Source organism: Halomonas sp. Ps84H-12, assembly GCF_024124725.1.
GTDB classification, from domain to species: Bacteria; Pseudomonadota; Gammaproteobacteria; order Pseudomonadales; family Halomonadaceae; genus Vreelandella; species Vreelandella aquamarina.
The window spans coordinates 79,732-105,302 of record NZ_JAMXSJ010000009.1; the positions used below are offsets into that span (position 1 = coordinate 79,732).

Consider the following 25,571-nt stretch of genomic DNA (forward strand, 5'->3'; position numbering starts at 1 on the left):
TAATCAACGTTTCATTAATACAGGAGCATGACACCCCATGAGCAATAAAGCGGTTATCAACACAGAAAAAGCCCCTGCCGCCATCGGCCCGTACTCCCAGGCTGTCAAAGCGGGCAACACGGTTTACCTGTCGGGTCAGATCCCGCTTAATCCGGAAACCATGGAAATTGTCTCTGATGATTTCGAAGCCCAGGCGCGTCAGGTGTTCACCAACCTACAGGCCGTGTGTGAAGAAGCCGCAGGCTCGCTGGGCGATATCGTCAAGCTCAACCTCTACCTGGTCGACTTGGACAACTTTGCGATCGTCAACAAGGTGATGGAAGAGTTCTTTTCCACGCCGTTCCCGGCGCGTGCGGCGGTGGGTGTTAAAGCGCTGCCTAAAGGCAGCCAGGTAGAAGCCGAAGCCGTAATGGTGATCGGCGACTAAACGGCGTGACACCGACGCATACAAAAAGAGCGAGCCGATGAGGCTCGCTCTTTGCCTTTTCTAGCGTTCTAATCGACTCGCGGCTAGGGCGCTAGGCTTTTTGCAACTCTAAAAAACCGCCCTCTTTCAACACCTGGGCATAGCCCTCTTTGTAGGTCGGATAGCGGAAGGTGTAGCCGGTTTCGAGAATACGGCGGTTGTCGCAACGCTTGCTGGCACGACGGCGCAGCGGCGACTGCATGGTGTCGGTGGACTCCACCTTCAACTGTTTGGCCAACCACGCCATCACGTTGTGCAGGGTCACCGGTTCGCAGTCGCTACCGAGATAAAGGTCGGCCAGCGGTGTGCCGCTCTCCTGGCAGCGGATCAGGTGCGCCAGAATGCCGGTGCAGTCGTCCCGATGGATGCGGTTGGAGTAGATCACCGGTGTCACGGCGGCAATACGGCCCTCCGCAACCTGGTGAATCAAACGGTCACGCCCCGGGCCATAAATGCCGGAAAAACGCACCACCGTACCCGGCAGCGGATGGTTGAGCAGCGCCTGTTCCGCCTCGCGCATCAGGTTGCCGGAGAAGCTGGTGGATTCCGTGGGGCTCTCTTCGTTAACGACTTCGCCCTCTTGCTGACCATAGACGCTAGTAGAGGAGACAAAGAAGATGCGGCGCGGAGGCTTCTCGTGCTGTTCCATGACGCTGAGAACGCGCTTGAGACCATCTGGGTAGGCGCTCTGGTAAGCACTCTCTTCAAAGCGGTCTGCGCTGACGGTGTAAATCACGTAGTCGGCTTGGGGCAGTGCGCTGGCGTCGGCCCCTTCCAAGGTGCTGAGATCAAGGGCTAACGGCTCAATGCCGGTATGCTCTAATGCCTTGGCTTGGCGGCGCACGCCAATCACCCGATGCCCCTCGTCCAGCAGCTCTTGTCCAAGCGTGACGCCGATGTCTCCACAGCCGATAATCAGTATCGTTAGCTTCAACTTGCTCACCCCTCTTGATTAATATTCCCTATCAGATACAAAGTCCCTATGAGATGTGCCATCTTCAATAAGGCTTGTCTGTCCTTTTCCGTCTCGCTAACACCATTACTAGTCACGAGCTGCAACGAGAGGATGCCACTGGCACCGCTATGACTTTAACAGAACTTCGCTACATCGTAACCCTTGCCCAGGAGCGCCACTTTGGCCGCGCCGCTGAACGCTGCCATGTTTCTCAACCGACGCTCTCAGTCGCAGTGAAAAAGCTCGAAGATGAGCTGGAAATTCCCCTGTTTGAACGCTCTAAATCCACGGTGCAAGTCACCCCTCTGGGCGAAAAAATCGTCGCCCAGGCCCAGCGTGTGCTGGAGCAGAGCGGGCTGATTTATGAGTTGGCCAGTGCCGGCAAAGACCAGCTAGCGAACCCGCTGCGCATTGGTGCGATTTACACCATCGGGCCTTACCTGTTCCCGCACCTGGTGCCCGCGCTGGCCAACGCCGCGCCGCAAATGCCGCTCTATATTGAAGAGGGCATGACCGGCACGCTGCGGGCCAAGCTGCGCAGCGGCGAGCTAGACGTGATTATCGTTGCGCTACCGTTTACTGAAACCGACGTGGTCACCAAGCCGATCTACGACGAGCACTTTGAAGTGTTAATGCCCGCCAGCCACCCGTGGGTCGAGCGCGAGGCGATCCATAAAGAAGACTTATTAGAAGAGCGGCTGCTGCTATTAGGGGAAGGGCACTGCTTCCGCGATCAAATTTTGGAAGCCTGCCCGGCGATTACCCAAAAGCTCAACAGCCCCAATAATACCCTGATTGCCGAAGGCGGCTCGCTTGAGACCATTCGCCATATGGTGGCCTCTAAGCTGGGGATTACCGTGCTGCCTCAGTCGGCACTTGGCACCGACCAGTACGAAAATTCCATGCTGGTCAGCCGCCCGTTTGTGGCCCCCGCCCCTTCACGCACCGTGGCGATTGCCTGGCGGGCCAGCTTCCCACGGCCCAAGGCCATTGATGCCTTGGCCAAGGCGATTAGCCAGTGCCAGCAGCCGGTGCATAAGAAGAATGCTCCCTCATGAGTGAGCTGTCTGCACCGGTCACGGCGCTGAAGGGCGTGGGGGAAGCGCTGGCGATTAAGCTCGCCCGGCTCGGCGTGGAACGCATCAGCGACCTGTTGTTCCACTTGCCGCTGCGTTACCAAGACCGCACGCGACTTACCCCCATTGGCCTGCTGCGAGCAGGCCATGAAGCGGTAGTAGAGGGCGAAGTCACTGCCTGCGATATCGTTAAGGGGCGGCGGCGCAGCCTGCTGATTCGCCTGCGCGACGGTAGCGGCATTTTAAGCCTGCGGTTTTTTCACTTCTCGCCAGCCCAACAGCAGCAGCTTCGCCCCGGCGTCATCGTTCGGGCGTTTGGCGAAGCGCGGGCGGGCGCCACGGGGCTGGAGATTTATCATCCCGAGTATCGGCTTAGCGGCGGTAGCGAAACGCCGGTCGAGGAGTACTACACGCCGATTTATCCCACCACCGAGGGGCTTCACCAAACCCGTCTGCGAGCGCTGACCCAGCAAGCGTTGCGCCTGCTAGAGCAAGCCCCCGAAACGCTGCCCGATGTGATTCCCGATGCGCTGCGTCAGCGCTTCCAACTGCCGGGGCTACACGCCAGCTTGCAGCTACTGCACCAGCCGCCGCCAGACGTAGATTTAGAGCAGCTTGCCCACGGCCTTCATCCCGCCACGCGGCGGCTCGCCTTGGAAGAGCTGCTGGCCCATCAGCTTAGCCTGCGGGAAGTGCGCCTGCGTATTCAGGCAGACGGCGCGCCAGAGCTGCCCTCCGGGCGTAGCCTGCAAACGCGCTTTCTGGCGCAGCTACCGTTTGCGCTCACCGGTGCCCAGCGTCGGGTGCTGGAAGAGATCGCCCTCGACCTAGCACGCCCTGCACCCATGCTGCGGCTGGTGCAGGGGGATGTGGGCTCCGGAAAAACCGTGGTGGCCGCCATGGCGGCGCTATCGGCGCTGGCGGGCAATTGCCAAGCGGCCATGATGGCACCGACGGAAATCCTCGCTGAGCAGCACTATCGTTCGTTCAAGGCATGGTTTGAGCCGCTGGGCATCGAAGTCGCGTGGCTGGCGGGCAAGCTAAAGGGCAAGGCCCGGCTGGATGCCAAAGCCGCCATTGCCGATGGCCGAGCGCGCATGGTGGTGGGCACCCACGCGCTGTTTCAAGGTGATGTGCACTTCCAGTGCCTGGGGCTGGCGATTATCGATGAGCAGCACCGCTTTGGCGTTCACCAACGCCTCGCCCTGCGTGAAAAGGGCGAAGCGGGTGGGTTAACCCCCCATCAGCTGATCATGACCGCCACGCCGATTCCCCGCACGCTGGCCATGAGCGCCTACGCGGATCTGGATGTGTCGGTGATCGACGAGCTGCCGCCAGGGCGCACGCCGGTGAAAACCGTGGTGGTGTCGGACGAGCGTCGCCCCGAGGTGGTCGAGCGCATCCGCAACGCCTGCAGTGACGGTCGCCAAGCGTATTGGGTGTGCACGCTGATTGAGGAATCCGAGGTGCTCCAATGTCAGGCCGCCGAGGTAACGCGTGATGAGCTGACCCAAGCGCTGCCGGAATTAGCCGTTGGGCTGATTCATGGGCGCATGAAAGCTGCGGAAAAGGCCGAGGTGATGGACGCCTTCAAGAGCGGCGAGCTGGATCTACTGGTGGCCACCACGGTGATTGAGGTGGGAGTCGACGTGCCCAACGCCAGCCTGATGATCATCGAAAACCCGGAGCGCTTAGGGCTTTCCCAGCTTCACCAGCTGCGTGGGCGGGTAGGACGCGGCAGCACCGAAAGCTTCTGCGTGCTGCTTTATCACCCGCCGCTCTCCAAAAGCTCCCGGGAACGGCTCGGCGTGATGCGGGAAACCACCGACGGCTTCCGCATTGCTGAAAAAGATTTGGAAATTCGTGGCCCCGGCGAAGTGCTTGGCACTCGCCAAACCGGCCTCGCCCAAATGAAAATCGCGGATTTAGAGCGCGATGCCGACCAGCTAGAGCGGGTGACCGCCCTGGCCAAGGCGCTGCAGGGCAATGCCGACGTGACGGCCGTGCTGGTGCGCCGCTGGCTGGGTGAAGCGGCAGGCCGCTACGGGCAGGTGTAGCGGCAGGGCATGGGTATGCGCGCGGTGCTAAACCGCTGCGTTAGGCTCGTGGAGCTTTTCGGCGCTGGGGCTTGTTAAGCGGTTGGCGGCATCGCTCAGCGGGCCAAGCTGGCTGGCAATTAGGCGCAGCTGGCTTTGGATGGGGCGATAGAGCGTGACGGCCTTCTCTTCCGCTGCGCCGCTTTGCTCCTCTAACTGACTCAGCAGCTCGTTGGCAGGCGCGGTCAGCGGCTCCACGGGTAGGCGTTTATCCAGCTGCTCGGCCAGTTGCTCTAACAGGGCACTAATCCGCTTGGCAAGCGACACAAAAGCGGCATCGTCCTCATCTTCTGCCAGCCGATGGCGGTGGGCACCCAGCGCGGAGAGGTGGCTTAACAGCGTGTTGGAAAGTACCAAAAAGCGCAGCCCGTTATCAGCATCCTGCTTACGATAGTGCCCCGGCTCGTGGAGCATGTTGGTAAGCAGGGTCGAGAGCGCCGCATCCGCGTTATGGGCGTTACGCCGTGCTAAGCGGTAAGCCAGATCGTCCTGCTTGCCCTCTTCATACTGGTGAACGATTTCGTCCAAATAGCGGCGGTGGTTGGTGAGCACCTTGGCCGCTTCGCGGTACAGGCGGCGGCCTTGCCAATCCGGCAGAATAAAAAACACCGCCAGCCCCGCAATCAGCGAGCCAATCAAGGTGTCAAACAGCCGCGGCCAGATCAGGTCAAAGCCATCGCCCACTTGGTTAAAGCTGCACAGCACCAGCAGCGTGATAGAGGCGGTGGCAACCACATAGTGCTTTTCCCGATTGGCAAAAAACGATACGCCTGCCGCCACTGCAATCATGCTCTGGATAAGTGGCTGGGGGAACAGGCTGATAGACGCCCAGCCTGCAATCAGCCCAAGCACCGTGCCCAGAATCCGCTGGGAGAGAAAGCGCCGGGTGGTGGCGAAGTTAGGTCGACATACGAACAGCGTGGTCAGCAAAATCCAAAAGCCCTGCTGTGGGTCGAGCCACTGCAACAGCCCGTAACCCACCACCAGCGCGGTGGTTAAGCGCACCGCGTGGCGAAAGGTGGGCGAACCCAGCGTGAAGTTCAACCGCACCCGTTTCCAGGCTTCCAGCAGGCTAGAGGGCGAGCGGTCATAAAGCGCGCTATCCCGGCGTTCGCTGCCGGTGTCCGGGTTGTGGACGCTGGCAATCTGCGCTTCTAGCGTGGAGAGGTTGTCCGCTAACGCATTCAACGGGCGTATCAGCGGCCGCCACTCGGGCTTGCCGCGCTCGCTAAGATTATCAATCGAAGCGCGTAGGTCGGCCAGCGCCTGTTCGCTCTGCTCGTGACTGAAAGGGCGGTTGAGCAGCAGCGACTTGGCTAGCTGGCGGCAGGCACGGCCCTGCTGGTCCAGCAGCCGCTGGCAGCGAAACAGTACGTCGTGATGAAAAAAGGCGTCAGTAAGTGCGCTGTAAGGGTAGTGGGTGGAGCTTGCCCGCTCGTGGATATCTTGAGCGATAAAGTAAATTTTCAGGTAGCGGTTGAGCTTACGGCTGCCGCGCTGGCCTTCCAGGCGGCGAAAGATCATCTCTTTTGCTTGGTTAAGAGCATCCACTACCTTGCCGTTCTGGCGAGCGAGCGCCACGCGGCGGGCCTCTACATCAACGCCCCGTACCGGCTCAAACAGCGCCGATTTCAAAATCAAGAACTCACCCAGGGCTTTGTACACCCGTGCCATGCTCTGTTTCACCGGCTGGCGGGAGAACAGCGCGCACCACACCACCGAAATCGCTCCGTACCAGGCGGCACCGGCCAACAGCAGCAGCTGGCGGGAGGCGACGTCCTCATCCACACCGCCGTGCTGTTCAATATTGATCATGGAGTAGATCGAAAGAATGAGCGTTCCGGAGGCAATGGTTGCGTAACGCTGGCCAATCGCCCCCAGCATGATCAGCGTAAAGGTGGACACCGCCAAACCCACCGCAAATAGCCACGGCCACGGAAACAGCCACTGCACCACGAACGACGCCGAGGCAAAGCAGAGCAGCGTGACCACCAACGCCTGCAAACGCCCTTGCCAGCTATCGTCGGTCTCTGAGAGAGCGCTGGCAATAATGCCCAGAAACAGCGGAATCACCAGCGCCACATCCCCCGCCAGCCCGCTAAACAGCAGCGCCCCGCTGAAGGCGATAAACACCCGCAGGCTGTAGGCGAACTTATCTAGGGTCCAAAGGCGGCGCAGGGAATGGGTCAGAGGCATAGAGGCTCTTGTGAGTTTGCTGTTGTTAGACTTTAGTATAAATAGTGTGCCGGTACGTGGCTATGGTGTGCCGTTAACGAAAAACCCCGCAGCGTTTGGCTGCGGGGAGCAGGTTGCCTGCGGCTGGGCGTATGGCGCTACAAATACTTCAACAATTTTTGCAGCTTGTTCATATCGGAGGAGTCGCCGACGAGGCGGACGTCTCCTGCCACCATGCCGTCCAGAAACGCCTGCTGGGTAGGCTTCTTGAGAATACGCAGCGCCGCGTCTTGGTCGCGAAAGCGCAGCTCAAGGTCTAGATCGACGGGCAACCCCTTGCCGGTGGTGATGCCGTTAGGCGCCATCCGGTAGTAGCGGGCGGTGCTTAAGTCTTCCGTAGCGACACCCCAGTCGAGGCCGCGCATGCGTTCAAGCTGCTCACGAAAGCGCGGCTTGCGGCGCAGGGCTCGCTTGAGCATAAAGCCCAGTAGCCACAGCGTCAGCGAAAGCTTCATTAGGAAACGGCGTCCTTGAGCGCTTTGCCTGGCTTAAACGCGACGTTTTTGCTGGCCGGGATCTGCAGTGGAGCGCCGGTTTGCGGGTTTTTACCGGTACGGGCAGCGCGCTCGCGAACGGTAAACGTACCAAAACCGATCAGCGCTACATCTTCACCTTTAGCAACGCTGTTGGTGATTTCGTCCAGGATGACATTGAGGACTTGGCCAGCTTTGTCTTTGGAAAGGTCAGCACTTTCAGCGATGGCTGCAGCGAGTTCAGGTTTGCGCATAAAGGAATCTCCCTTGTGGAAAACAAACATCAATGTTGTTGGTAGCCTACCCAGCAGGCAGCGCTTCTTTAGCCTAGTCGTGGATGCGGCGAAAATCAGCCTAGCAGGCCTGGGGCAGCTCTGGAAAGCTCCACTTTCCTTCTCACGCAGCCGCCTGTCAACGCAAAACCAATCAAACGTCCGTCTTTATTTTCCGCTAACGCGGTGAAATCATTGCCGTCGCCCTCAATCCGCCAGCGCTCTGGGGGCTGAGTGGGAGGGTAGGCCACCACGGGTAGCAGCGGGGTTTTCACCACGACTGGCCAAGCGCCGAAGCTAACAGACGTTGGGGTGCCGCCAAGGGTAGCTGCCAGGGCTTTGACGCTTGCTTGCAGCGGCTGCACATACATGGCGTTCACCCCATCAATACACGCGGCATCGCCCAACGCATAAATATGCGGCTGGTTGGTGCGTAGCTGCCGGTCAACCTGAATGCCGCTGGGGCTAACACTCAGCCCTGCCGCTTCAGCAAGCTGCGTGCGAGGTGCCAAACCGGTCGCGAATAGGATGATATCTACCGTATGGCGCTCGCCATTGTCGAGTTGCAGCGTCAAAGCGTTGTCTGCATCTTGGGATAATGTCTCTAAGGTGCGTCCAAGCGCTAAACGAATACCAGCCTCTTGAAACGTATCGGCCAGTGCGCTACCCAGCCGCTCAGGGAGTAGGCGCGGCAAAGGGGCGCTCTCTGGTGCAATCACAGTGACTTGGTGCCCACCTGCGTGTAGGTCGTTGGCGAATTCACAGCCGACTAATCCGGCGCCAATAATCGCGACGCGAGTAGGCTGGTTGAGTGCTCCGTGTAGGCGGCGGTAGTCATCCAAGTCGTTGACGGTAAAACAGCGCTCGGCCAGCTCGCTCGGTATGCGAAACGGCGTGCGAGGGGCCGCGCCGGTGGCGAGCACTAGCTCATCGTAGCCAAGCGTTGCTCCGCTGCTGAGTTGCAGTACGTGGTTATCCACATCCAGTTGCGTGACGAGGGTGTGGGTAACGATCTGTGCGTTTAATTCATCGGCGAGCGCTTCAGCGCTGCGCTGGGCGAGCTTGTCAGGGCTCAAGCGCTTGGCGAAGCCTGTCGACAGCAGCGGTTTGCTGTAATCATCACCGCTGTCAGCGCTGACCAGCGTGATTGTGCGCGTATCCCCTTGGCGTCGCAGCGCGCGAGCGAGGCCAACGCCTGCCATGCCGGTGCCCACAATCACCAGCGCGGCGTGGTGGTGAGGTGTTCTGGAAGATGTCGTGTGTGAGTCGGGCATACCGTCACCAAACGTCAGAGGAACAAAAGCCTGTAAAGCCACCATGTTACACTAGCCCGCTCTGAATTGACCGCCTTGGAGGCTTAGGTGACCGCCCCTGTGTTATCCACACCTGCGTTTTCGCTCTTCCCTCAGTGGCTGCCCGTGGCAGCCGCTCAGCCAGCCATGAGTGCGCCTTGGTGGCAGTGGGTAGCGTCCACGGATTCCTTAACCGCGCGCCTCATGGCAGCAGGCGAGCCGGGAACGTTTCGGGTGCGCTTGCTGCGCCAAACCATTGGCCTGCCCCAGCGCGATGAAGCCTTGGCCCTAAGCATCGCGCCACGCCGCTACGCGTGGCTGCGCGAGGTGGCGCTGTGTGTTGATGAAACGCCGTGGGTGGTAGCGCGTTCGGTGGCCCCGCTTCACCAGCTACAGGGAAAAGGGTTAGGGAAGTTGGGCGAACGCTCGTTAGGCAGTTGGCTATTTCAGCAGCCCGACTTGGTTCGTGGGCCGCTGGAAGCCACGGCGACGCCGCCACGTTTTACCCACCAGCAGCCGGGGCTATCGGCCAATAGCTTATGGGGGCGGCGCTCTGTCTTTGAACATGGTGGGCTTTCGTTACTGGTTCAGGAGTATTTTTTATCTACCATGGCGGATGCGCTGGGCCTTCCGTCGCGCTAGGCTAACGCAGCAGCTTTTTTGACGAGGTAAGCATGAGCATGGACCGTTCTCTGTTGCGCCCGACCGGGTGGGCCCGTTTGGCAGATTTCTTACAGTTAATGCGCTTGGACCGGCCCATTGGCACTTGGCTGCTGATGTGGCCAACGCTGTGGGCGCTGTGGGTCGCGTCAGAGGGCGTGCCAGGCCGCGATGTACTGCTGATTTTTATTGCCGGGGTATATGTGATGCGCGCCGCAGGCTGCGTGGTGAACGACTACGCCGACCGCCACTTCGATGGCCATGTAAAGCGTACCAAGCAGCGGCCACTGGCCACCGGTCGGATCAGCGAAACCGAAGCGCAGCTGCTATTTGTGGCGCTGGTGGCTGCCGCCTTTATTTTAGTGCTGCTGACCAACTGGTTTACCGTGCTGCTCTCGCTTGGGGGTGTGCTGCTGGCATTTATTTATCCGTTTATGAAACGCTACACACACTTTCCTCAGGTGGTGCTCGGGGCGGCTTTCTCCTGGGCGATCCCGATGGCGTTTGGCGCGGTACTGGGGCATGTGCCGCTGGAAGGCTGGCTGCTATTTAGCGCTAACCTGCTGTGGACGGTGGCTTACGATACCCAATACGCCATGGTGGATCGTGACGATGATCTGAAAATCGGCATTAAATCCACCGCGGTGCTGTTTGGCAGCGCCGACCGTTTCATCATTGGCCTGCTGCAGCTTGCTACGCTGGCGTTGCTTACCTGGGTGGGGTTGCGGGTTGAGTTAGGCGGTTTTTTCTGGCTGGGCTTGGTAGGCATGGCAGCGACGTTTGCTCATCAGCAGCGGTTAATTTTTCACTGTGACCGCGACCGCTGCTTCCAGGCGTTTCTGAATAACCACTGGTCAGGGCTCTTGGTGTTTGCCGGAATTGTTCTGAGCTGGTGGCCTGCAGCTGGCTAATTATGCTGGGTGTCATAGAATTGTCATTAAGTCATGGTGTCATCGTCACAGACATGTCATTGAACTGTTTTGTATAAACGAGTTTTCATAGAACACCGTGAGGCCCTGGATGACCGCCAAGACCGTACTGATTGTCGATGACGAGGCACCCATTCGCGAGATGATCGCTGTGGCGCTGGAAATGGCTGACTATCGCGTGCTTGAAGCGGACAACGCCCAGGATGCCCATGCGATGGTCGTTGACCACCAGCCCGACCTGCTGCTGCTGGACTGGATGATGCCGGGCACCAGCGGCATCGAGCTGGCCCGTCGTCTCAAGCGCGAAGAGGCCACCGCTGAGCTGCCAATTATTATGCTGACCGCCAAAGGCGAAGAGGATAATAAAATTCAGGGCCTGGAGGCGGGGGCGGATGACTACATCACCAAGCCGTTTTCCCCCCGCGAGTTGGTGGCTCGTCTTAAAGCCGTGCTACGCCGGGCGACCCCGCGCGGTGTGGAAGACCCCATCGAAATCAATGGATTGCTACTGGACCCAGTGAGCCATCGCGTCAGCGCCCATGGCAAAGCGCTGGAGATGGGCCCTACCGAGTACCGCTTACTGCAATTCTTTATGACTCACCAAGAGCGCGCCTATACCCGTAGCCAGCTACTTGATCAGGTGTGGGGCGGCAATGTGTATGTAGAAGAGCGCACGGTGGATGTGCATATTCGCCGGTTGCGCAAAGCGCTAGGTGAAGCGCATCAGAATCTGATTCAAACAGTGCGTGGCACTGGGTATCGTTTCTCTGCTCGGGTGTAATCGTGCGTTTGTGGAGCCGTGAACTGTGGCGAATTATCTGGCTGGCTTTCCTAGGGATGTGCCTGGGATGGCTGCTAGGTTACCCCGGTTTCGGGTTAGCTGCGGGTCTAACGCTCTGTTTGGTGTATCAACTCCGCCAGCTTAGGGCGCTGTTCAAGTGGCTAACGCTCAACCCGCACGATGAGCCTCCTGCGGCAACTGGCATGTGGGGCGAGCTATTCGATCGCCTTTACCGTTACCAAAAAAGCCAACGCATTACCCAAAGCCGGCTGCGAGCAACCCTCGCGCGTATTCAAGAATCCTCGGAAGCGATGCGTGATAGCGTCGTGATGCTGGATCGCCATGGTGATTTAGAGTGGTGGAACAGTGCCGCCACCGACATGCTAGGCCTGCAAACCGCCCATGACCGCGGTCAGCACATTACTAACCTGCTGCGCGACCCGCGTTTCATCAGCTACTTCAATGCCCGGGAGTATGGCGAGCCGCTCACGCTCACCTCGCCCATTGATGAGCGGCGTATTCTGCAGTACCAAATCACCCTGTATGGCGACGACGAGCGCTTGGTTATGGCGCGGGATATTACCCGCTTGCATCGCCTAGAGCAGATGCGCCGCGACTTCGTCGCTAACGTTTCCCATGAGCTGCGCACCCCACTCACCGTTCTTTCCGGCTATCTGGAAACCTACGGCGATCTTAAAGAGATGCTGCCACCGCGCCTGAGTAAAGGCATTGGTCAGATGGAAGAGCAGACCAAGCGTATGCAGAACCTGGTGAATGATCTACTGCTTTTGTCACGCCTGGAGATTGACCGAGGCGGCGAAGATCATCAGCCGCTTGAGGTTGGGTCGATGCTTGAGAGCATTCGCCGGGATGCGCTGGCGCTCTCGAACCAGCAGCATAGCGTACAGATTGCACTCGATTGCGAAGCGCGTCTAATCGGCAGTGAGCAGGAGCTGCGCAGTGCGATCTCCAACTTGGCATTCAACGCAGTGCGCTATACGCCGGAGGGAAGTCAAATCACGCTCCGCTGGGCGGCTCTGCCCAATGGCAGTGCCTGCATCGAAGTGGACGACGACGGTGAAGGGATCGATCCGGTGCATATCCCGCGTCTCACCGAACGCTTCTACCGCGTTGATAAGGGCCGCAGTACCGCCACTGGCGGTACTGGTCTTGGCCTTGCCATTGTTAAGCACGTTCTACTGCGCCATGATGCACAGCTTCAAGTGGAGTCGTTACCCGGTGAGGGGGCGTTGTTCCGCTGTGTTTTCCCACCCTCCCGTGTCGTTAACAGCTAACACGGTGTCATACCACTCTCCGTCTTGGCTTGCATAACTTATGTATAAGTGTGCCATATTGGCATGCAAGCATGGTCAAACACCGCGCATGTGTCATATGTAGCCAACTAATCATCTACTTAAGCCAGTGCTTGAGGGTTAATCGGCATAGTGTTTGTTTTTATAAGTGTCTGTATATAAATAGATTTTATTTATATTGAGAGTTTTTGGCATATAGGCTGCTACATACTTGTCAAGGAAGATTACCGCAGGAACTGGTAAGACAAGATGTTACTCTTCCTTAAATAGCGGTATTTCACAGCGATCGAGGAGGCGGAATATGATGTCCAAGGAACTACTCAAGAAAGCTGGTATTTTAGGTGTAGCGTTTGGTCTGGTAGCAAGCCCACTGACATTTGCTCAAGAGCCTGCAGATCCGGCAGGCAACATTTCTCCAGATGAGCAGCCGGTCGAAGCTCAGTCTAATGACTCAGCTATGCCGTCTGATTATGACAAGAAAGATTTAACCCATGACGAGGGTGATAACGCCAGCGACATGGAACCAAACTCCATGAGTGATGACTCGGATGCTACCTATGACAGCACCGAAGAACTCCCAGAAGAAAATAGTGGTATGTAACGAGTAATATTTCTTTGCAAAGCTGTAAAAAACTCTTACGCTTAAGGAGTGAGCAGCTAGAGAGGCAAGGATGTCTCATCGCAAGGATTCTCAATGATTCAAGGAATGAATCAAAAACGATCAACACACTGGTCAGGGTAAATTCTAAGGTTGGAGCCCCGCAAAAGGATTGGAAGCCAGATGTAAGTATCGTGTAAAAGTAAGAGTTCTCAAGACCCCGCCCTGCGGGGTCTAATTTTTTGTGCCTAACACATAAACCCCTGCGAATGGCATGGCTGCCCTCTTAGCGGGAATAATGAAGCGGTTGGGCAGCAAGGCAAGTGAGTCAATTTGCGCCACTTATCCGACACATGTGCCATTATTATACAGTATATTTGCATGTATAATGATTTTGCAGCTTTATATTGCGCGCAATTGAAATTAAATAAGTTTATGTTTTTTAACAGATATTTAATTTATGTGGTATTCTTGGCATTCTGGATGCTGTGACAAGATATAAAGTTAGCCATTAGTCGTAGGCGCTTAATTGGTTTCCACCCTACGTCGACTGGCTCAATGTTAAAGGAGTAGTAATTTATGTTTTTCAAAGACAAAGAGTTAGCTAAAAAAGCTGCAGTGTTAGGTGTTGCTTTTGGTTTGGTAGCAAGTCCGATGGCATTTGCCCAAACATCCATTGAACTCAACAAAGACCGCTCTGCAGGACACGATGTGATGCAGCCTAACTCGCACAATACGTCAGGCCCGGCTCAGTACTCTGCTAGTGACTTGACCCGTAATGAAGGCGATACGCTGGACTACTCCACTTCAAGCAGCGTCAGCGATTCCAACAGCGTGGCTACCAGTAAAGCTGGCTATGATGCTAGCGAGCTGAACCGTGATGAAGGTGATGATCTTCGTTGGTAAGCGTTGATATTAATTCCACAAAAAACCCCGCTCCGGCGGGGTTTTTTGCGTATGGCTGCGTGTTCTAACGACGTGCGACAACATCTTGGGTGTCACGGTAGTGACCATCCCACATCAGCACCGCCCCCGCTACGGCGCCAGGAATTAAAAACAGATTGGCAAGCGGGATCCAGGTGACCAGCATGATCAGCCCGCCGAAGGTGAGGCTGGGCCACCAGCGGCGCGAAAGACGGCTGCGCATATCGCGAAACGTGACCTTGTTGTTATCCATCGGGTAATCAAGGTAAGTGATGGCCATCACCCAGGCGGAAAACAGTGCCCACAAGATCGGTGCCAACAGATTGAGGCCTGGTATCCAGCTGAGAATAAACAGCGCCGCCATGCGCGGCAGAATATAGCCGAGCTTGACCAGTTCGCGACCCAGTGCATCGATGGCCGTTTTAGCTAGCCCGCGATCATCCAACGGTTCCCGTCCTGTAGCCTGACGCTCGACTTTAGCGGCTAAAAAGCCGTAAAACGGCGCGGCAATCAGATGTGTCACCAGGGTGAAGGTAAAAAAGATCACCACCAAGAGGCTAACGAAGAAGAGCGGCCAGATAAGCCAAGAGAGCCACTCCAACCAGCTGGGGAGCATGGTCATGGCACTGTCGAGCCAGCCATCAAAGCGGTTAAACACCAAGCTTAGCATGCTGGCATACACGATGAGATTGACCAGGATCGGCAGAAAAATGTAGCGCCGCAGCCCTTTTTGGTACACCAAACGTGTGCCTTGGCTCAGCGCCGTTATTGCATCCACCATGCTTGCTCCTTAAATACAAACGCCCAGATGTGTCATCTGGGCGTATTGCAGGAGGAATTACCTGCTAGGTCAAGACTTTTTAAGCACCTTCTGCTCTAAGGTGTCGGGGTCGCTGTGGCGAATATCCAGGCCCTTCACCAGGTAGACCACGTACTCTGCCAGGTTATTGGCGTGGTCGCCCACACGCTCTAGTGCCCGCAGTACCCACATGATGCTGAGGACGGAGCTAATAGAGCGGGAGTCTTCCATCATAAAGGTCATTAGAGAGCGCATGGCGCTGCCGTATTCGTCATCCACCGACTCATCTTCACGCACAACCTGCATGGCAAGTTCGGTATCGAAGCGGGCAAAAGCCGTCAGTGCATCGCGCAGCATTTTACGCACGTGTTCACTGATGTGACGCACTTCGACCAGGCCACGAATGCCGCCGCTGTTTTCACTCAGCAGTAGGGCGTTGCGGGCAATTTTGCTCGCCTCATCGCCAATCCGCTCAAGGTCTGAGGTGGCACGAATAACGGCCAGCACCAGGCGAAGGTCCGAGGCGGCCGGCTGGCGGCGGGCCAGGACGCGAGTACACTCATCATCAATCTGCAGTTGCAGGTCGTTCACTTGGCGGTCGTTGTCACGCACTTTTTCGGCCAGACGGCTGTCGCCTTCCAACAGGGCGTGAACGGCGTCTTGTACCTGTTTTTCCACCAGACCGCCCATGGCCATCAGGTGGGTTTTCAGCTCTTCCAGCTCCTGGTTGAACTGGCGAGAGATATGCTGGCTGTGGCTATCGCTCGTAATATCCATTGAGCACTCCTGACGTAACGTCGGTTGGGCCTAGGTCATGCGGCCGGTGATGTAGTTTTCAGTGCGTTGTAAACGCGGGTTGGTGAACACTTGATCCGTTGGCCCGTATTCAACGAGTTCACCTTGCTGCAAAAAAGCCGTGTAGTCGGATACCCGTGCGGCTTGCTGCATATTGTGGGTAACCAGTACCAGCGTGAGCTGGGATTTCAGGTTACGAATTAGCTCTTCAATTTTAAGCGTAGAAATAGGGTCGAGCGCCGAGGCAGGCTCATCCAATAGCAATACATCGGGCTGTACGGCCAGCGTGCGGGCAATCACTAAGCGCTGCTGCTGCCCACCGGATAACTGCCACGCGGAACGGTGCAGGCGATCTTTCACCTCATCCCACAGGGCGGCTGAGGTGAGCGCCCACTCGATAATATCGTCGCGTTTGCGCTTAGGTAGGCGCCCCTGCAGGCGCAGCCCAAACGCCACGTTTTCATAGATCGACATCGGAAACGGGTTGGGCGTTTGAAACACCATGCCCACACGGCGTCGCAGCTCGGTAACGTTCATCTGCGGGGCGTGGATGTCCTGACCTTCTAACTGGATTTGCCCATGGTGCGTCACCGATTCATTCAGGTCATGCAGCCGATTAATCGCACGCAGCAAAGTAGATTTGCCACAGCCCGACGGGCCGATGAACGCGGTGACTCGATGGCGAGGCACGTCAAGCGTTAGGTCGCGCAACGCCGTTTTCCCCGCATAAGCGAGGTGAAACTGGTTGATGCTCAAACAGCAGGTCTCGGCTGAAAATCGAGTGACCGGTGCTTGAGTTGGGTTGGCGGACGATAACGCTAGCATTCGTTCCCTCGTTGACGCCTTAAATAATGACGCAGAAATATGGCAGTTAGATTAAGCACCAGCACAATCAGCACTAACAGCAGAGCGGTGGCAAACACCAGTGGGATAGCGGCTTGGACATCTTCACCGTGAAAAGCGGTATCAAATAAATGATAGCCGAGGTGCATAAACTTGCGCTCTAGATGCAGATAGGGAAATTCGCCATCGACGGGCATTTGCGGGGCCAGTTTCGCCACGCCCACCAGCATCAGCGGGGCGACTTCCCCTGCGGCTCGAGCTACCGCCAAAATCACACCGGTGAGCATCGCGGGGGTGGCCATGGGCAGTACCACGCGGGTCAGCATCTCCAGACGGGTGGCACCCAGCGCCACTGCACCTTCCCGCTGGGCGTCGGGAATACGCGCTAGCCCCTCTTCGGTGGCTACGATGACGACCGGCAGCGTTAGCAGCGCCAGAGTCAACGATGCCCAGAGGAGGCCGCCGGTTCCAAAGGTGGGCGAGGGCAGCGCATCCTCAAAAAACCAGCTGTCGATGGAGCCACCGATGCCGTAAACAAACACTCCTAAGCCAAATACCCCGTATACAATTGAGGGTACCCCTGCGAGATTGCGCACGCCGATGCGCACTAGGCGGGTTAGGCGGTTCTGGTGCGCGATTTCATTCAGATAAATGGCGGCCAGCACGCCAAACGGTGTCACGATGACCGACATCAGGATCACCATCAGTACCGTCCCGAAAATAGCGGGCCAAACGCCGCCACCGGTATTGGCTGCACGCGGGCCTTCGCTGAGGAATTGCCAAATGCGTTCACTCCAGACGACGACTTTCTGCCCCCAGGACATGGCGTTGGGCGCTTGAAGAAGCGTGACGCCCGACAGCGGCTGGGTAATGGTGTGCCCATTGGCAGCGGTCAGTTTGAGTTGTGCGTTAGGGCGCTGGCTGTCGGGCAGTGACAGGGCACGAGCGACAAACGCCCAGGCGGCGCCATCCTCAAAACGCTGGCCTTCGATCTCTACGGCCTCCAGACGACCAATAAAGTCGCCCCAGGGGGAGCGCTCTAACCGGATGAGGTCGTCGGGCACGGCGACGGTGTCGATATCGTCCAGGGCCACCCAGCGCCAGCTTGCGCCGTCGATATCTCGGTTGCCGGTAAAGTAGAGCCGCTCTATGCCCGCTGTGTTAGGCAGAGGGGTTTCTCGCACCGGCTGGCCGATGACCGTTTCTCCTGAGTGAAGGGTGGCCTCTTCCAGCGCGGCGGGCCAAAAGTGGCCAAGTCCGCGCGTGGCGAGCAGGGTGAGCAGCGTGGCGAGCATCAGCAGCGACAAGGCAACGCTGGCGGCGCACAACCAGGGCCACAGCAGACTACCCATAGCGCTGATACGAGATGGACGAAATGACCAGCGCATTAGAGTTTACCTCCTAAACGCTGATAGCGCCGCCGCAGACGTTGGCGTACCACTTCCGCTAACGTATTGACTAAAAAGGTGAAGATAAACAGGGATAGCGCGGCAAAAATCAGTAGATGGTACGTAAGGCCTCCGGGAGAAGCTTCCGGCAGCTCAATCGCAATAGATGCAGAAAGCGAGCGTAGTCCTTCAAAGGGGCTGGCGCTAAAGAGCGCGGTATTGCCGCTGGCCATTAATACAATCATGGTTTCGCCCACAGCGCGCCCGGCACCAATCATTACCGCTGAAAAGACCCCTGGCCCTGCTGTGGGGAGCGCCACCTTCCACAGCGCTTGCCAGCGGCTGGCCCCCAGTGCTTGGGCACCCTCCATTAAACTTGCGGGCACATCGGCAAAGGCATCTTCTGCCAGCGAGTAGATGCTGGGAATCACCGCAAACCCCATGGCAATCCCCACAATTAGCGCGTTACGAGTGGCGTAGTCCAGCCCGTACTGTTGGTCGAGCAGGCGGCGAAGATCGCCGCCGAACCACGCTTGCTCCATCAGCGGAGCTAGCCATAAGGCCAGCGTGACCATGATGGCCAGCCACGGCATCAGCCAGACGCCTGCCCAAGAGAGCGGCAGCCACTGGCGCAGGCGGGCGTTGGCGAGATACCAGAGCCCGCCTGCCAATGCGGCGCTAAGCGGTAGCCAAACGATCACTAGCAAAGTGCTGGCTAAGTGACGCTCTACCCACGGCGCTAGCAGTAGCCCAGCAACAAAGCCCACCACCACGCCGGGGATGGCTTCCATCAGCTCAAGAATAGGTTTTACCCGGCTGCGCAGTCGTGTCGACATAAACAGCGCCGAATACATGGCCGCACCCAGCGCAATAGGCGTGGCAAACAGCATCGCGGCGAGGGCTGCTTTAAGAGTACCCCAGGCAAGCGGTGATAAGGTGCTGATCGAAAACGCGTCACCAAACGCCAGCAGCGGCAGTGTTTCCCAAATAAGGAATACGCCAATGGCGAGGATGGCCAACAGAACACCAATACCACCGGCGGTGATTAGCCCGGTCGCAATACGGTCGTGGATAAGGCGCAGCGGCTGACGCAAAAAAGGAAGCCGTGGAGGAGTCATGTCGACATCATAAAGAAACGAGTGCCGTAGCAAAAAGTACGTACATGGCCGAAGCTTTATACCCTACGGTATGTTTATGACAGTTAAGTGACAGTTTAGTCGCCAAGCAGTAGAGGTGAGCGCTGGGTCTGAGGCAGAGGCACAAAGCCAGCGGCTTGTACTATTTGTTGCCCTTCATCCGAGAAAATCAGTTCAAGAAACGCCTGCTCGGCGGGCGGCAGTCTCTCACCGGGCGGCAGGTTAACGTAAAGGTAGAGATCCCGCGAGAGCGGATAGGTATCGTCCTGAATTGTCGCCACGCTGGGGGTAATGGCAGTGCCTTTATCGTTGATCAGCGGTAGCGCGCGTACCATGGGATTTAAGTGGTTATAGCCCGCATAGCCCATGGCGTTGGGGGATTCGCCTACGGCGGCAATCACCGCTGAAGAGCCGGGGTGTTCGCTAATATCGCGGCGAAACTGGCCGTTACATAGCGCCCGTTCCTGAAATAGCCTATGGGTGCCCGAGGCTAAATTTCGGCCGTGCAGGGCAATTTTTCCATAGGGCCACTGATCTGCGGGCAGCAGGTCTTCCCAGCGGCGAATGGGTTGGGGTCCTCCGCAGTCCAGCGATGTGGAAAAGATGGCATCGGCCTGCTTGCGGGTTAGCGATGCCAGCGGGTTATGACGGTGAACCACCAACAACAGGGCATCCCGAGCGACGCTCAGCTCGTGAGGGGGGTAGCCGTAACGTTCGATAAACTGCTGGCGCTCGCTCTCGGTTATCGGGCGCGACATCGGCCCAAAGCGCGTTGTGCCCGCCACCAAGGCGGTCGGTGCGCTGGCGGAACCGCCTGCTTGAAACTGCAGCGTAATATCAGGGTAGCGGTGATGTAACGCTTCCCCCCAGCGTAGCATTAGCCCCGCCATGGTGTCGGAGCCAACCGCCCCTAAAGTGCCCCCAACAGGGCTTGGTTGTCCCCAAGCGCAGGCGCAAAAAAATAGCAGCCCGCCTGCCAACCAGAGGCGGTAGTGTTGGTTAAACCTCAAGCGATAGCGCTTCAAACCATTGCCCTTCAAACGTCACCCCTCTTATGATTAACTATCGTCAACCTGTTGCAATGCAGCAACACGACACTCATCCGTATCACCGAGTAACATCACAACAATAACCTTACAAAGCGACCACCTTATGACACCGCTGGACACCGACTTGGACGATGTACCCGCCCCAAAAGGGCAGCTCACCTTAAAGTTACTGGCTTCTCGACAAGATACCAATCTCTATGGCGATATTCCTGGCGGCTGGCTAGTCAATCAAATGGATCAAGCGGCGGAATTGGCCGCCGGGCGCGAAGCCGGTGGGCGCACTGCCACAGTGGCCATTGAAGCGATGGATTTCCTCAGCCCTGTGCGAGTGGGCTCTATGGTGAGCGTGTATACTCAAGTGCAAGACATTGGCCACAGCTCCATCAAAATTGATGTAGAGGTATGGGTGCGCCCGCCCCACGGCCGCCATATTGAAGAGCGCCAGAAAGTCACTGAAGCACGCTTTGTGATGGTGGCGCTGGATGACAATGGGCGTATTCGCGCCGTACACGGCTAAGCTCTCTGTCACTTGTTCTATCTACAAAGCAGCAAAAAGGGCGCCGAGGCGCCCTTTTGTCATTAGCCGAGAACAGGTTATGCACCTACGTTGTCGCGGCTCTTCAGGTAAGCGTACTCACCCGCATCGCTAAACGGGCGCACCACTTTCTGGAACGCCGAGTAGGATTCGTAAACGCGGCGAGACTCTTCGTCGCTATCTACCTGACGCTGAATGGCCTCTTTAGACGACTCGTACAGCGCGGCCATCACGTCTTCCGGGAAGGTGCGCAGCTGCACACCGTGCTCTTCCACCAGCGTTTCCAGGGCCTGGGCGTTGCGGTAGGCAAGCTCGCTGATCATCGCTAGGTTAGCAGCGCGTGCCGCTTCGCGGATCACGTCCTGCAGGTCTTCCGGCAGCGCATTCCACGCATCCAGGTTGATGGTGCCTTCAAGAACGGCAGAGGGCTCGTTCCACACGGACGTATAGTAGTAGTCTGCCACTTGGTGCAGGCCAAAGGCCAGGTCGTTATACGGACCCACCCAGTCAGCGGCGTCTAGCGCACCGGTTTGTAGCGAGGTGAAGATTTCTGAACCGGCCATGTTCACGGTGCTCACACCGATGCCGTTCATGGCTTCACCGGCGAGACCCGGCAAGCGCAGCTTCAGGCCCTGCATATCGTCGAGGGAGTTGATCTCTTTTTTGAACCAGCCCGCCATCTGTGTGCCGGTGTTACCCACGGCAAACGGCTTCAGGTTGTGGTTGGCGTAGATCTCATCCCACAGTTCTTGACCACCGCCGTGGTACAGCCAGGCGTTCATTTCAGTGGTGGTCATGCCAAATGGCACGGCGGTGAAGAACTGAGAAGCCGCGACTTTACCGCGCCAGTAGTAAGACGCGGAGTGACCCATTTCAGCCGTGCCAGCGGCGACGGCATCAAAGACTTCCAGTGCCGGTACCAGCTCGCCTGCACCGTGAACGCGAATGCGCATGCGGCCGTTAGAGAGCTGTTCCACACGGCGAGCAAAGTCGTTAGCACCGGTACCCAGGGCGGGGAAATTCTTCGGCCAGGAGGTGACCATATCCCAGGTGTAGGTTTCGTTAGCGCTGGCGGTAGAAACAAAGGGGGCAGCAGCGACACCGGCGGCACCTAGGCCGGCGGTTTTCAAAAATTGGCGGCGTTGCATGGCGGGCATGACTCCGAAATTATAGGCTGTTTTTTATAAGCGCAGTGAGCGCAGTGTCCGCCCGCCAGTATGCGCTAAGCAGCTTTTATAGGGCAAGTATCTGTCTTCCCTTGCCCTTTTTAGGCTTTAAAACGGCGATAGGTTTTAAAGCGGCGTAAGCTTGGCAAACCCGAGCACGAGCCACTTCACGCCGTTACCGTCGAAGCTTACCTGCACGCGAGCACGGGCACCTTCGCCCTCGGCGTTGAGAATAATCCCCTCACCAAATACCGGGTGCTCGACCCGCTGGCCGACATGCAGCGCAGGCAGCTCGCCGTCGCTCTCGATACTGGTTTGGGCGAAGCTTTGCCGCGATGCGGTTACCGGGCGGGAGATATGGCCGCGCAGACGCACTTCTTCCAGCAGATGAGGCGGTAGCTCACGAAGAAACCGGGACGGGCGTGGAAACACCTCTTTTCCGTGCAGGCGACGGGTTTCTGCGTGGGTCAGGTAGAGCTTCTGCATGGCGCGGGTAACGCCTACATAGCAAAGCCTACGCTCCTCCTCGAGCCGCCCCGGCTCCTCCACCGACATCTTATGCGGGAACAGCCCCTCCTCCACACCGGCGATAAACACAACGGGAAACTCTAGCCCTTTCGCTGAGTGCAGCGTCATCAGCTGCACGCTGTCCTCGAACTCCTCGGCTTCATGGTCGCCTGCGTTGAGGGCGGCTTCCGAAAGGAAGGCTTCCAGCGCGGCCATGCCTTCTCCGGCTTCCGGGGTTTCAAAGGCGTCTCCATGGGTGAAGGCGCGCGCGGCGTTGACCAGCTCTTCCAGGTTCTCGACCCGAGCCTGGCCTTTTTCACCGCGCTCGCTTTGGTGGTGTTCAATCAGCCCGGTGCGCGCCGTGACGTGGTCGATGATCTCGTGGAGCGGCAGCCCGGACGTGTCGTTGTCCAGCTGTTCGATCAAGTTGGTAAAGGCCTGCACGGCGTTGCCCGCCCGGCCTCTTAAGGTGCCATCCTGAATCGCGTCGTGGAGCGCCTGCCAGAGCGAAACGCCCTGTTCACGGGCGCGGTGGCGGACGATTTCCACCGTGCGGGTGCCAATGCCTCGGGTGGGCACGTTGATGACGCGTTCAAGGGAGGCGTCGTCGTCCCGGTTGAGCAGCAGGCGAAGGTAGGCCAGGGCGTTTTTGATCTCCAGCCGCTCATAAAAGCGGTGGCCGCCGTAGATGCGGTAGGGTATCCCCTGGCGAATCAGCGTCTCTTCCAGCAGTCGCGACTGGGCGTTGGAGCGGTATAGGATGGCGACATCACGACGGTTGAAGCCCTCCTCGATTTTCTCTTTGATGGTGTCGACGATGTAGCGGGCTTCTTCCAGGTCGTTGAACCCGGCATACACCGAGATCGGCTCGCCCTGGATACCATCGGTCCAGAGGTTTTTGCCCAACCGCTCGCTATTATGGCTGATCAGCGTATTGGCCGCTTCCAGAATCGCGCTGGTAGAGCGATAGTTCTGCTCCAGGCGCACGGTATGGGTGTTGGGAAACTCTTTTTCGAAGCGGCGAATGTTCTCGACCTTGGCGCCCCGCCAGCCGTAAATGGACTGGTCATCATCGCCGACCGCCGTCATCGGCGTTTGCTGGCCGGTGAGCAGTTTGAGCCAGGCGTACTGCAGGGTGTTGGTATCCTGAAACTCATCCACCAGCACATGGCCAAAGCGCTCGCGATAGTGGTTCAGCAGCGGCGGGTTATCGCGCAGAAGCTCTAGGCTGCGTAGCAGCAGCTCGCCAAAATCCACCAGCCCGCCTCGCTCGCAGGTGAACTGGTAGCGCTCGTAGAGCTCGACCATCTGGGCGAGGTACGCATCGCCATTGACGTTCACTTGATGGGGTCGCAGGCCCTCTTCCTTGCAACCAGAAATGAACCCCTGCACCTGGCGGGGCGGGAAGCGCTCGTCATCGATCGAGTAATCTTTGAGCAGCCGTTTGATCAGCCGGAGCTGGTCGTCGGAGTCAATGATTTGAAAGTGTTGGGGCAAGCGGGCGTCTTGCCAGTGGGTGCGTAGCAGCCGGTGGGCAATGGAGTGGAAGGTGCCGACCCACACGTGGCGCATGGAAATGCCCAGCAGCGCTTCTAAGCGCGTGCGCATTTCCCGTGCCGCTTTGTTGGTAAACGTGACCGCCAGCAGCGCATAAGGAGACAGCCCCTCGGCCTGCATCAGCCAGGCAATGCGGTGAACCAGCACGCGGGTTTTACCGGAGCCCGCGCCCGCCAGTACCAGTAGGTTGCCCTGGGGGGCACTGACGGCCTCTCGCTGGGCGGGGTTGAGCTGATCAAGTATCGCCGTGACGTCGTCCATATAAGCCGCTGCCGGTTCGAAAAATGGGCGGTCAGTTTAGCACAGCCCGCCCACTGGCTGGGTATACAGCGTGCGTCGCGTTAGCCCGCCGTTAGTGGTCGTCTGGGTAACGCAGCGTGGTCAGGCTCTTTTTCACCGCTTTAAGCTGCTCGGCGAGTTTGGGGCCGCGGGTTTTCGCGACACCAACGGCCAGCACGTCGATCAGCACCAAGTGCGCGATGCGCGAGCTGAGCGGCGTGTAAATCTCGGTATCTTCATGCACATCGATAAACAGCGGTAGGCTCACTTCATTGGCCAGCGGCGACTCGCTGGGGCACAGGCCAATCACCGTAGCGCCCGCTTCGCGGGCCAAGCGCACGCTGGCCACCAGCGCCCGGGTTCGGCCTGTCTGCGAGATGGCGACCACCACGTCGCCCTCCTGCAGGGTCACTGCCGACATGTTCTGCATGTGCGGGTCGGCGTAGGCGGAGGTTGAGATCTGCAGGCGGAAGAACTTGTGCTGGGCATCGAAGGCCACCGCACCAGAGGCACCAAAGCCGTAAAACTCCACCCGGTTGGCCATGGCCAGTGCATTCACTGCTCGCCCCAAGGCTTCATTGTCGAGCCGATCGCGTACCGACAGCAGTGTGCCGACGGTGGAGTCAAAAATGCTGTGAGAGAACTCCGCCACTGAGTCGCTATCGTTCATCGAGAACTGGGCGAACTGACTACCGCTGGCCAGCATCTGGGCGAGCTGAAGCTTGAAGTCCTGGAAACCGTTGCAGCCAAGGGCGCGGCAGAAGCGCACCACGGTAGGCTCGCTCACCTTCGCCTCGGTGGCAAGGTCCACGATCCGCATATGGATCACTTCATCGGGGTTACGCAGCACGAACCGCGCTACCTTTTGTTCGGAGCGACGGAAATGCTCCATGCGGCGTCTCATTTCATCGAACAGGGCGCGGCTCACGTTCAGCTCCTTAAATTCTCGATCGTGCTTATGCAGCCTAGGTGGCCACAGTATGCCTGAGTGACGCGAAGAGGGCAGCGGTAATCACCCGTAATGGCTGCCGTTTAAAGGGCGTTAACCCCCTTTCTTCAAGAATCGTCATCATTTTGTCAAGTAGGTTATAGTAAGAAGTGACGTGCCGCACTGCATCATTTAAAAATCAGTCGTCACGGATGCAGGTGGACGTAGGCAACTTCACCTGGAGGAGCGTCGATCATGAGAAACGTCGAACGAATGACCTCGGTAAAAAGCGAATTGCTCGACATATTCATGAGTATGGAGGTCGATGAGCATGCCCAACGTCGGCGCAGCGCCGCCCAGCGTAGCCTAAGGGCACGCAGAGGGATTGAGCTGCATCGGGAGTTTCAGAAATTGTCGCGGGATATCGCTCCCTTGCCGGACGATGACGAACCGCAAGAGAGCGAATTGCACTAACAACAGCGTGCGATAGACAGCCCCGCCAGCTAGCGGGGCCGTGAC

The 25,571-nt window shown here is 57.9% G+C and carries 25 protein-coding genes; 11 read left to right on the forward strand and 14 right to left on the reverse strand.

Annotated elements, in window-relative coordinates; translation table 11 throughout:
- Positions 1-37: 37 nt before the first annotated feature.
- The gene (locus NH344_RS06760) at positions 38-427 is read left to right on the forward strand and encodes a RidA family protein (protein WP_044629297.1); all 390 of its coding nucleotides are present in this window, start codon (positions 38-40) and stop codon (positions 425-427) included.
- 91 nt (positions 428-518) lie between these two features.
- Here NH344_RS06760 and NH344_RS06765 read toward each other — a convergent pair whose 3' ends face one another.
- Positions 519-1,400: an SDR family oxidoreductase gene (locus tag NH344_RS06765; RefSeq protein ID WP_230834427.1), complete on the reverse strand. Its 882-nt coding sequence runs from the start codon at positions 1,398-1,400 to the stop codon at positions 519-521.
- Between the two features lie 149 nt (positions 1,401-1,549).
- Here NH344_RS06765 and NH344_RS06770 point away from each other — a divergent pair, with 149 nt between their 5' ends.
- Together NH344_RS06770 and recG are read left to right on the forward strand one after the other, a co-directional pair.
- Entirely contained in the window at positions 1,550-2,479 is a 930-nt protein-coding gene (locus NH344_RS06770) for a hydrogen peroxide-inducible genes activator (RefSeq protein ID WP_089675568.1), read from the forward strand.
- Positions 2,476-4,554 carry an ATP-dependent DNA helicase RecG gene (gene recG / locus NH344_RS06775; protein ID WP_253027670.1) on the forward strand — a complete coding sequence of 693 codons (2,079 nt, stop codon included), beginning with the start codon at positions 2,476-2,478 and terminating at the stop codon, positions 4,552-4,554. The genes NH344_RS06770 and recG overlap by 4 nt, the downstream gene beginning before the upstream one ends.
- A gap of 27 nt (positions 4,555-4,581) precedes the next feature.
- Here the strand turns inward: recG and yccS are convergent, their stop codons facing one another.
- The 4 genes from yccS to NH344_RS06795 all read right to left on the reverse strand — a co-directional run bounded on the left by yccS (position 4,582) and on the right by NH344_RS06795 (position 8,847).
- Entirely contained in the window at positions 4,582-6,789 is a 2,208-nt protein-coding gene (gene yccS / locus NH344_RS06780) for a YccS family putative transporter (protein WP_253027671.1), read from the reverse strand.
- Between the two features lie 137 nt (positions 6,790-6,926).
- Positions 6,927-7,283, reverse strand: a complete 357-nt coding sequence (locus NH344_RS06785) for a hypothetical protein (RefSeq protein ID WP_044629301.1) — start codon at positions 7,281-7,283, stop codon at positions 6,927-6,929.
- Positions 7,283-7,555, reverse strand: a complete 273-nt coding sequence (locus tag NH344_RS06790) for an HU family DNA-binding protein (RefSeq protein ID WP_018918476.1) — start codon at positions 7,553-7,555, stop codon at positions 7,283-7,285. Before NH344_RS06790 ends, NH344_RS06785 begins: the two co-directional genes overlap by 1 nt.
- A 95-nt stretch (positions 7,556-7,650) precedes the next feature.
- On the reverse strand, positions 7,651-8,847 hold the full coding sequence (locus tag NH344_RS06795) for an FAD-dependent oxidoreductase (RefSeq protein ID WP_044629339.1): 1,197 nt from the start codon (positions 8,845-8,847) through the stop codon (positions 7,651-7,653).
- A gap of 87 nt (positions 8,848-8,934) precedes the next feature.
- On the opposite strand from NH344_RS06795, the gene NH344_RS06800 reads away from it, so the two are divergent.
- From NH344_RS06800 to NH344_RS06825, 6 genes are all read left to right on the forward strand, one after another.
- The gene (locus tag NH344_RS06800; RefSeq protein ID WP_253027672.1) at positions 8,935-9,507 is read left to right on the forward strand and encodes a chorismate lyase; all 573 of its coding nucleotides are present in this window, start codon (positions 8,935-8,937) and stop codon (positions 9,505-9,507) included.
- Positions 9,508-9,545: 38 nt separating this feature from the next.
- On the forward strand, positions 9,546-10,436 hold the full coding sequence (gene ubiA / locus NH344_RS06805) for a 4-hydroxybenzoate octaprenyltransferase (RefSeq protein ID WP_044629340.1): 891 nt from the start codon (positions 9,546-9,548) through the stop codon (positions 10,434-10,436).
- Positions 10,437-10,545: 109 nt separating this feature from the next.
- On the forward strand, positions 10,546-11,235 hold the full coding sequence (gene phoB, locus NH344_RS06810) for a phosphate regulon transcriptional regulator PhoB (protein ID WP_054640735.1): 690 nt from the start codon (positions 10,546-10,548) through the stop codon (positions 11,233-11,235).
- A gap of 2 nt (positions 11,236-11,237) precedes the next feature.
- Positions 11,238-12,530 (forward strand): phosphate regulon sensor histidine kinase PhoR, encoded by a 1,293-nt coding sequence (gene phoR, locus NH344_RS06815; protein ID WP_253027673.1) that lies wholly within the window; start codon positions 11,238-11,240, stop codon positions 12,528-12,530.
- A gap of 319 nt (positions 12,531-12,849) precedes the next feature.
- A complete protein-coding gene (locus tag NH344_RS06820; protein WP_058577676.1) occupies positions 12,850-13,149 on the forward strand; it encodes a hypothetical protein in 300 nt (99 codons plus the stop codon).
- Between the two features lie 576 nt (positions 13,150-13,725).
- Complete coding sequence (locus tag NH344_RS06825; RefSeq protein WP_044629306.1) at positions 13,726-14,052, forward strand: hypothetical protein; 327 nt, start codon at positions 13,726-13,728, stop codon at positions 14,050-14,052.
- Between the two features lie 64 nt (positions 14,053-14,116).
- On the opposite strand, the gene cysZ is transcribed toward NH344_RS06825, so the two are convergent.
- From cysZ to NH344_RS06855, 6 genes are all read right to left on the reverse strand, one after another.
- Positions 14,117-14,851 carry a sulfate transporter CysZ gene (gene cysZ, locus NH344_RS06830; RefSeq protein WP_058577677.1) on the reverse strand — a complete coding sequence of 245 codons (735 nt, stop codon included), beginning with the start codon at positions 14,849-14,851 and terminating at the stop codon, positions 14,117-14,119.
- A gap of 69 nt (positions 14,852-14,920) precedes the next feature.
- On the reverse strand, positions 14,921-15,646 hold the full coding sequence (phoU, locus tag NH344_RS06835) for a phosphate signaling complex protein PhoU (RefSeq protein WP_044629308.1): 726 nt from the start codon (positions 15,644-15,646) through the stop codon (positions 14,921-14,923).
- A 30-nt stretch (positions 15,647-15,676) separates the two neighbouring features.
- The gene (pstB, locus tag NH344_RS06840; RefSeq protein ID WP_054644914.1) at positions 15,677-16,489 is read right to left on the reverse strand and encodes a phosphate ABC transporter ATP-binding protein PstB; all 813 of its coding nucleotides are present in this window, start codon (positions 16,487-16,489) and stop codon (positions 15,677-15,679) included.
- Entirely contained in the window at positions 16,483-17,895 is a 1,413-nt protein-coding gene (gene pstA, locus NH344_RS06845) for a phosphate ABC transporter permease PstA (protein WP_058577679.1), read from the reverse strand. Before pstA ends, pstB begins: the two co-directional genes overlap by 7 nt.
- Positions 17,895-19,013: an ABC transporter permease subunit gene (locus tag NH344_RS06850; protein WP_253027674.1), complete on the reverse strand. Its 1,119-nt coding sequence runs from the start codon at positions 19,011-19,013 to the stop codon at positions 17,895-17,897. Before NH344_RS06850 ends, pstA begins: the two co-directional genes overlap by 1 nt.
- Before the next feature lie 95 nt (positions 19,014-19,108).
- Positions 19,109-20,011 carry a PstS family phosphate ABC transporter substrate-binding protein gene (locus NH344_RS06855; protein WP_253027685.1) on the reverse strand — a complete coding sequence of 301 codons (903 nt, stop codon included), beginning with the start codon at positions 20,009-20,011 and terminating at the stop codon, positions 19,109-19,111.
- A 172-nt stretch (positions 20,012-20,183) separates the two neighbouring features.
- Here NH344_RS06855 and NH344_RS06860 point away from each other — a divergent pair, with 172 nt between their 5' ends.
- A complete protein-coding gene (locus NH344_RS06860) occupies positions 20,184-20,597 on the forward strand; it encodes an acyl-CoA thioesterase (RefSeq protein ID WP_058577681.1) in 414 nt (137 codons plus the stop codon).
- A gap of 77 nt (positions 20,598-20,674) precedes the next feature.
- On the opposite strand, the gene NH344_RS06865 is transcribed toward NH344_RS06860, so the two are convergent.
- The 3 genes from NH344_RS06865 to hexR all read right to left on the reverse strand — a co-directional run bounded on the left by NH344_RS06865 (position 20,675) and on the right by hexR (position 25,052).
- Positions 20,675-21,763 (reverse strand): TRAP transporter substrate-binding protein, encoded by a 1,089-nt coding sequence (locus NH344_RS06865; protein WP_058577682.1) that lies wholly within the window; start codon positions 21,761-21,763, stop codon positions 20,675-20,677.
- A gap of 144 nt (positions 21,764-21,907) precedes the next feature.
- Positions 21,908-24,106, reverse strand: a complete 2,199-nt coding sequence (gene uvrD, locus NH344_RS06870; protein ID WP_253027675.1) for a DNA helicase II — start codon at positions 24,104-24,106, stop codon at positions 21,908-21,910.
- A 91-nt stretch (positions 24,107-24,197) separates the two neighbouring features.
- Positions 24,198-25,052 (reverse strand): transcriptional regulator HexR, encoded by an 855-nt coding sequence (gene hexR / locus NH344_RS06875; protein WP_253027676.1) that lies wholly within the window; start codon positions 25,050-25,052, stop codon positions 24,198-24,200.
- Between the two features lie 255 nt (positions 25,053-25,307).
- Between hexR and NH344_RS06880 the strand changes: the two genes are divergently transcribed.
- Complete coding sequence (locus NH344_RS06880; protein WP_062374507.1) at positions 25,308-25,526, forward strand: PA3496 family putative envelope integrity protein; 219 nt, start codon at positions 25,308-25,310, stop codon at positions 25,524-25,526.
- Positions 25,527-25,571: the final 45 nt, after the last annotated feature.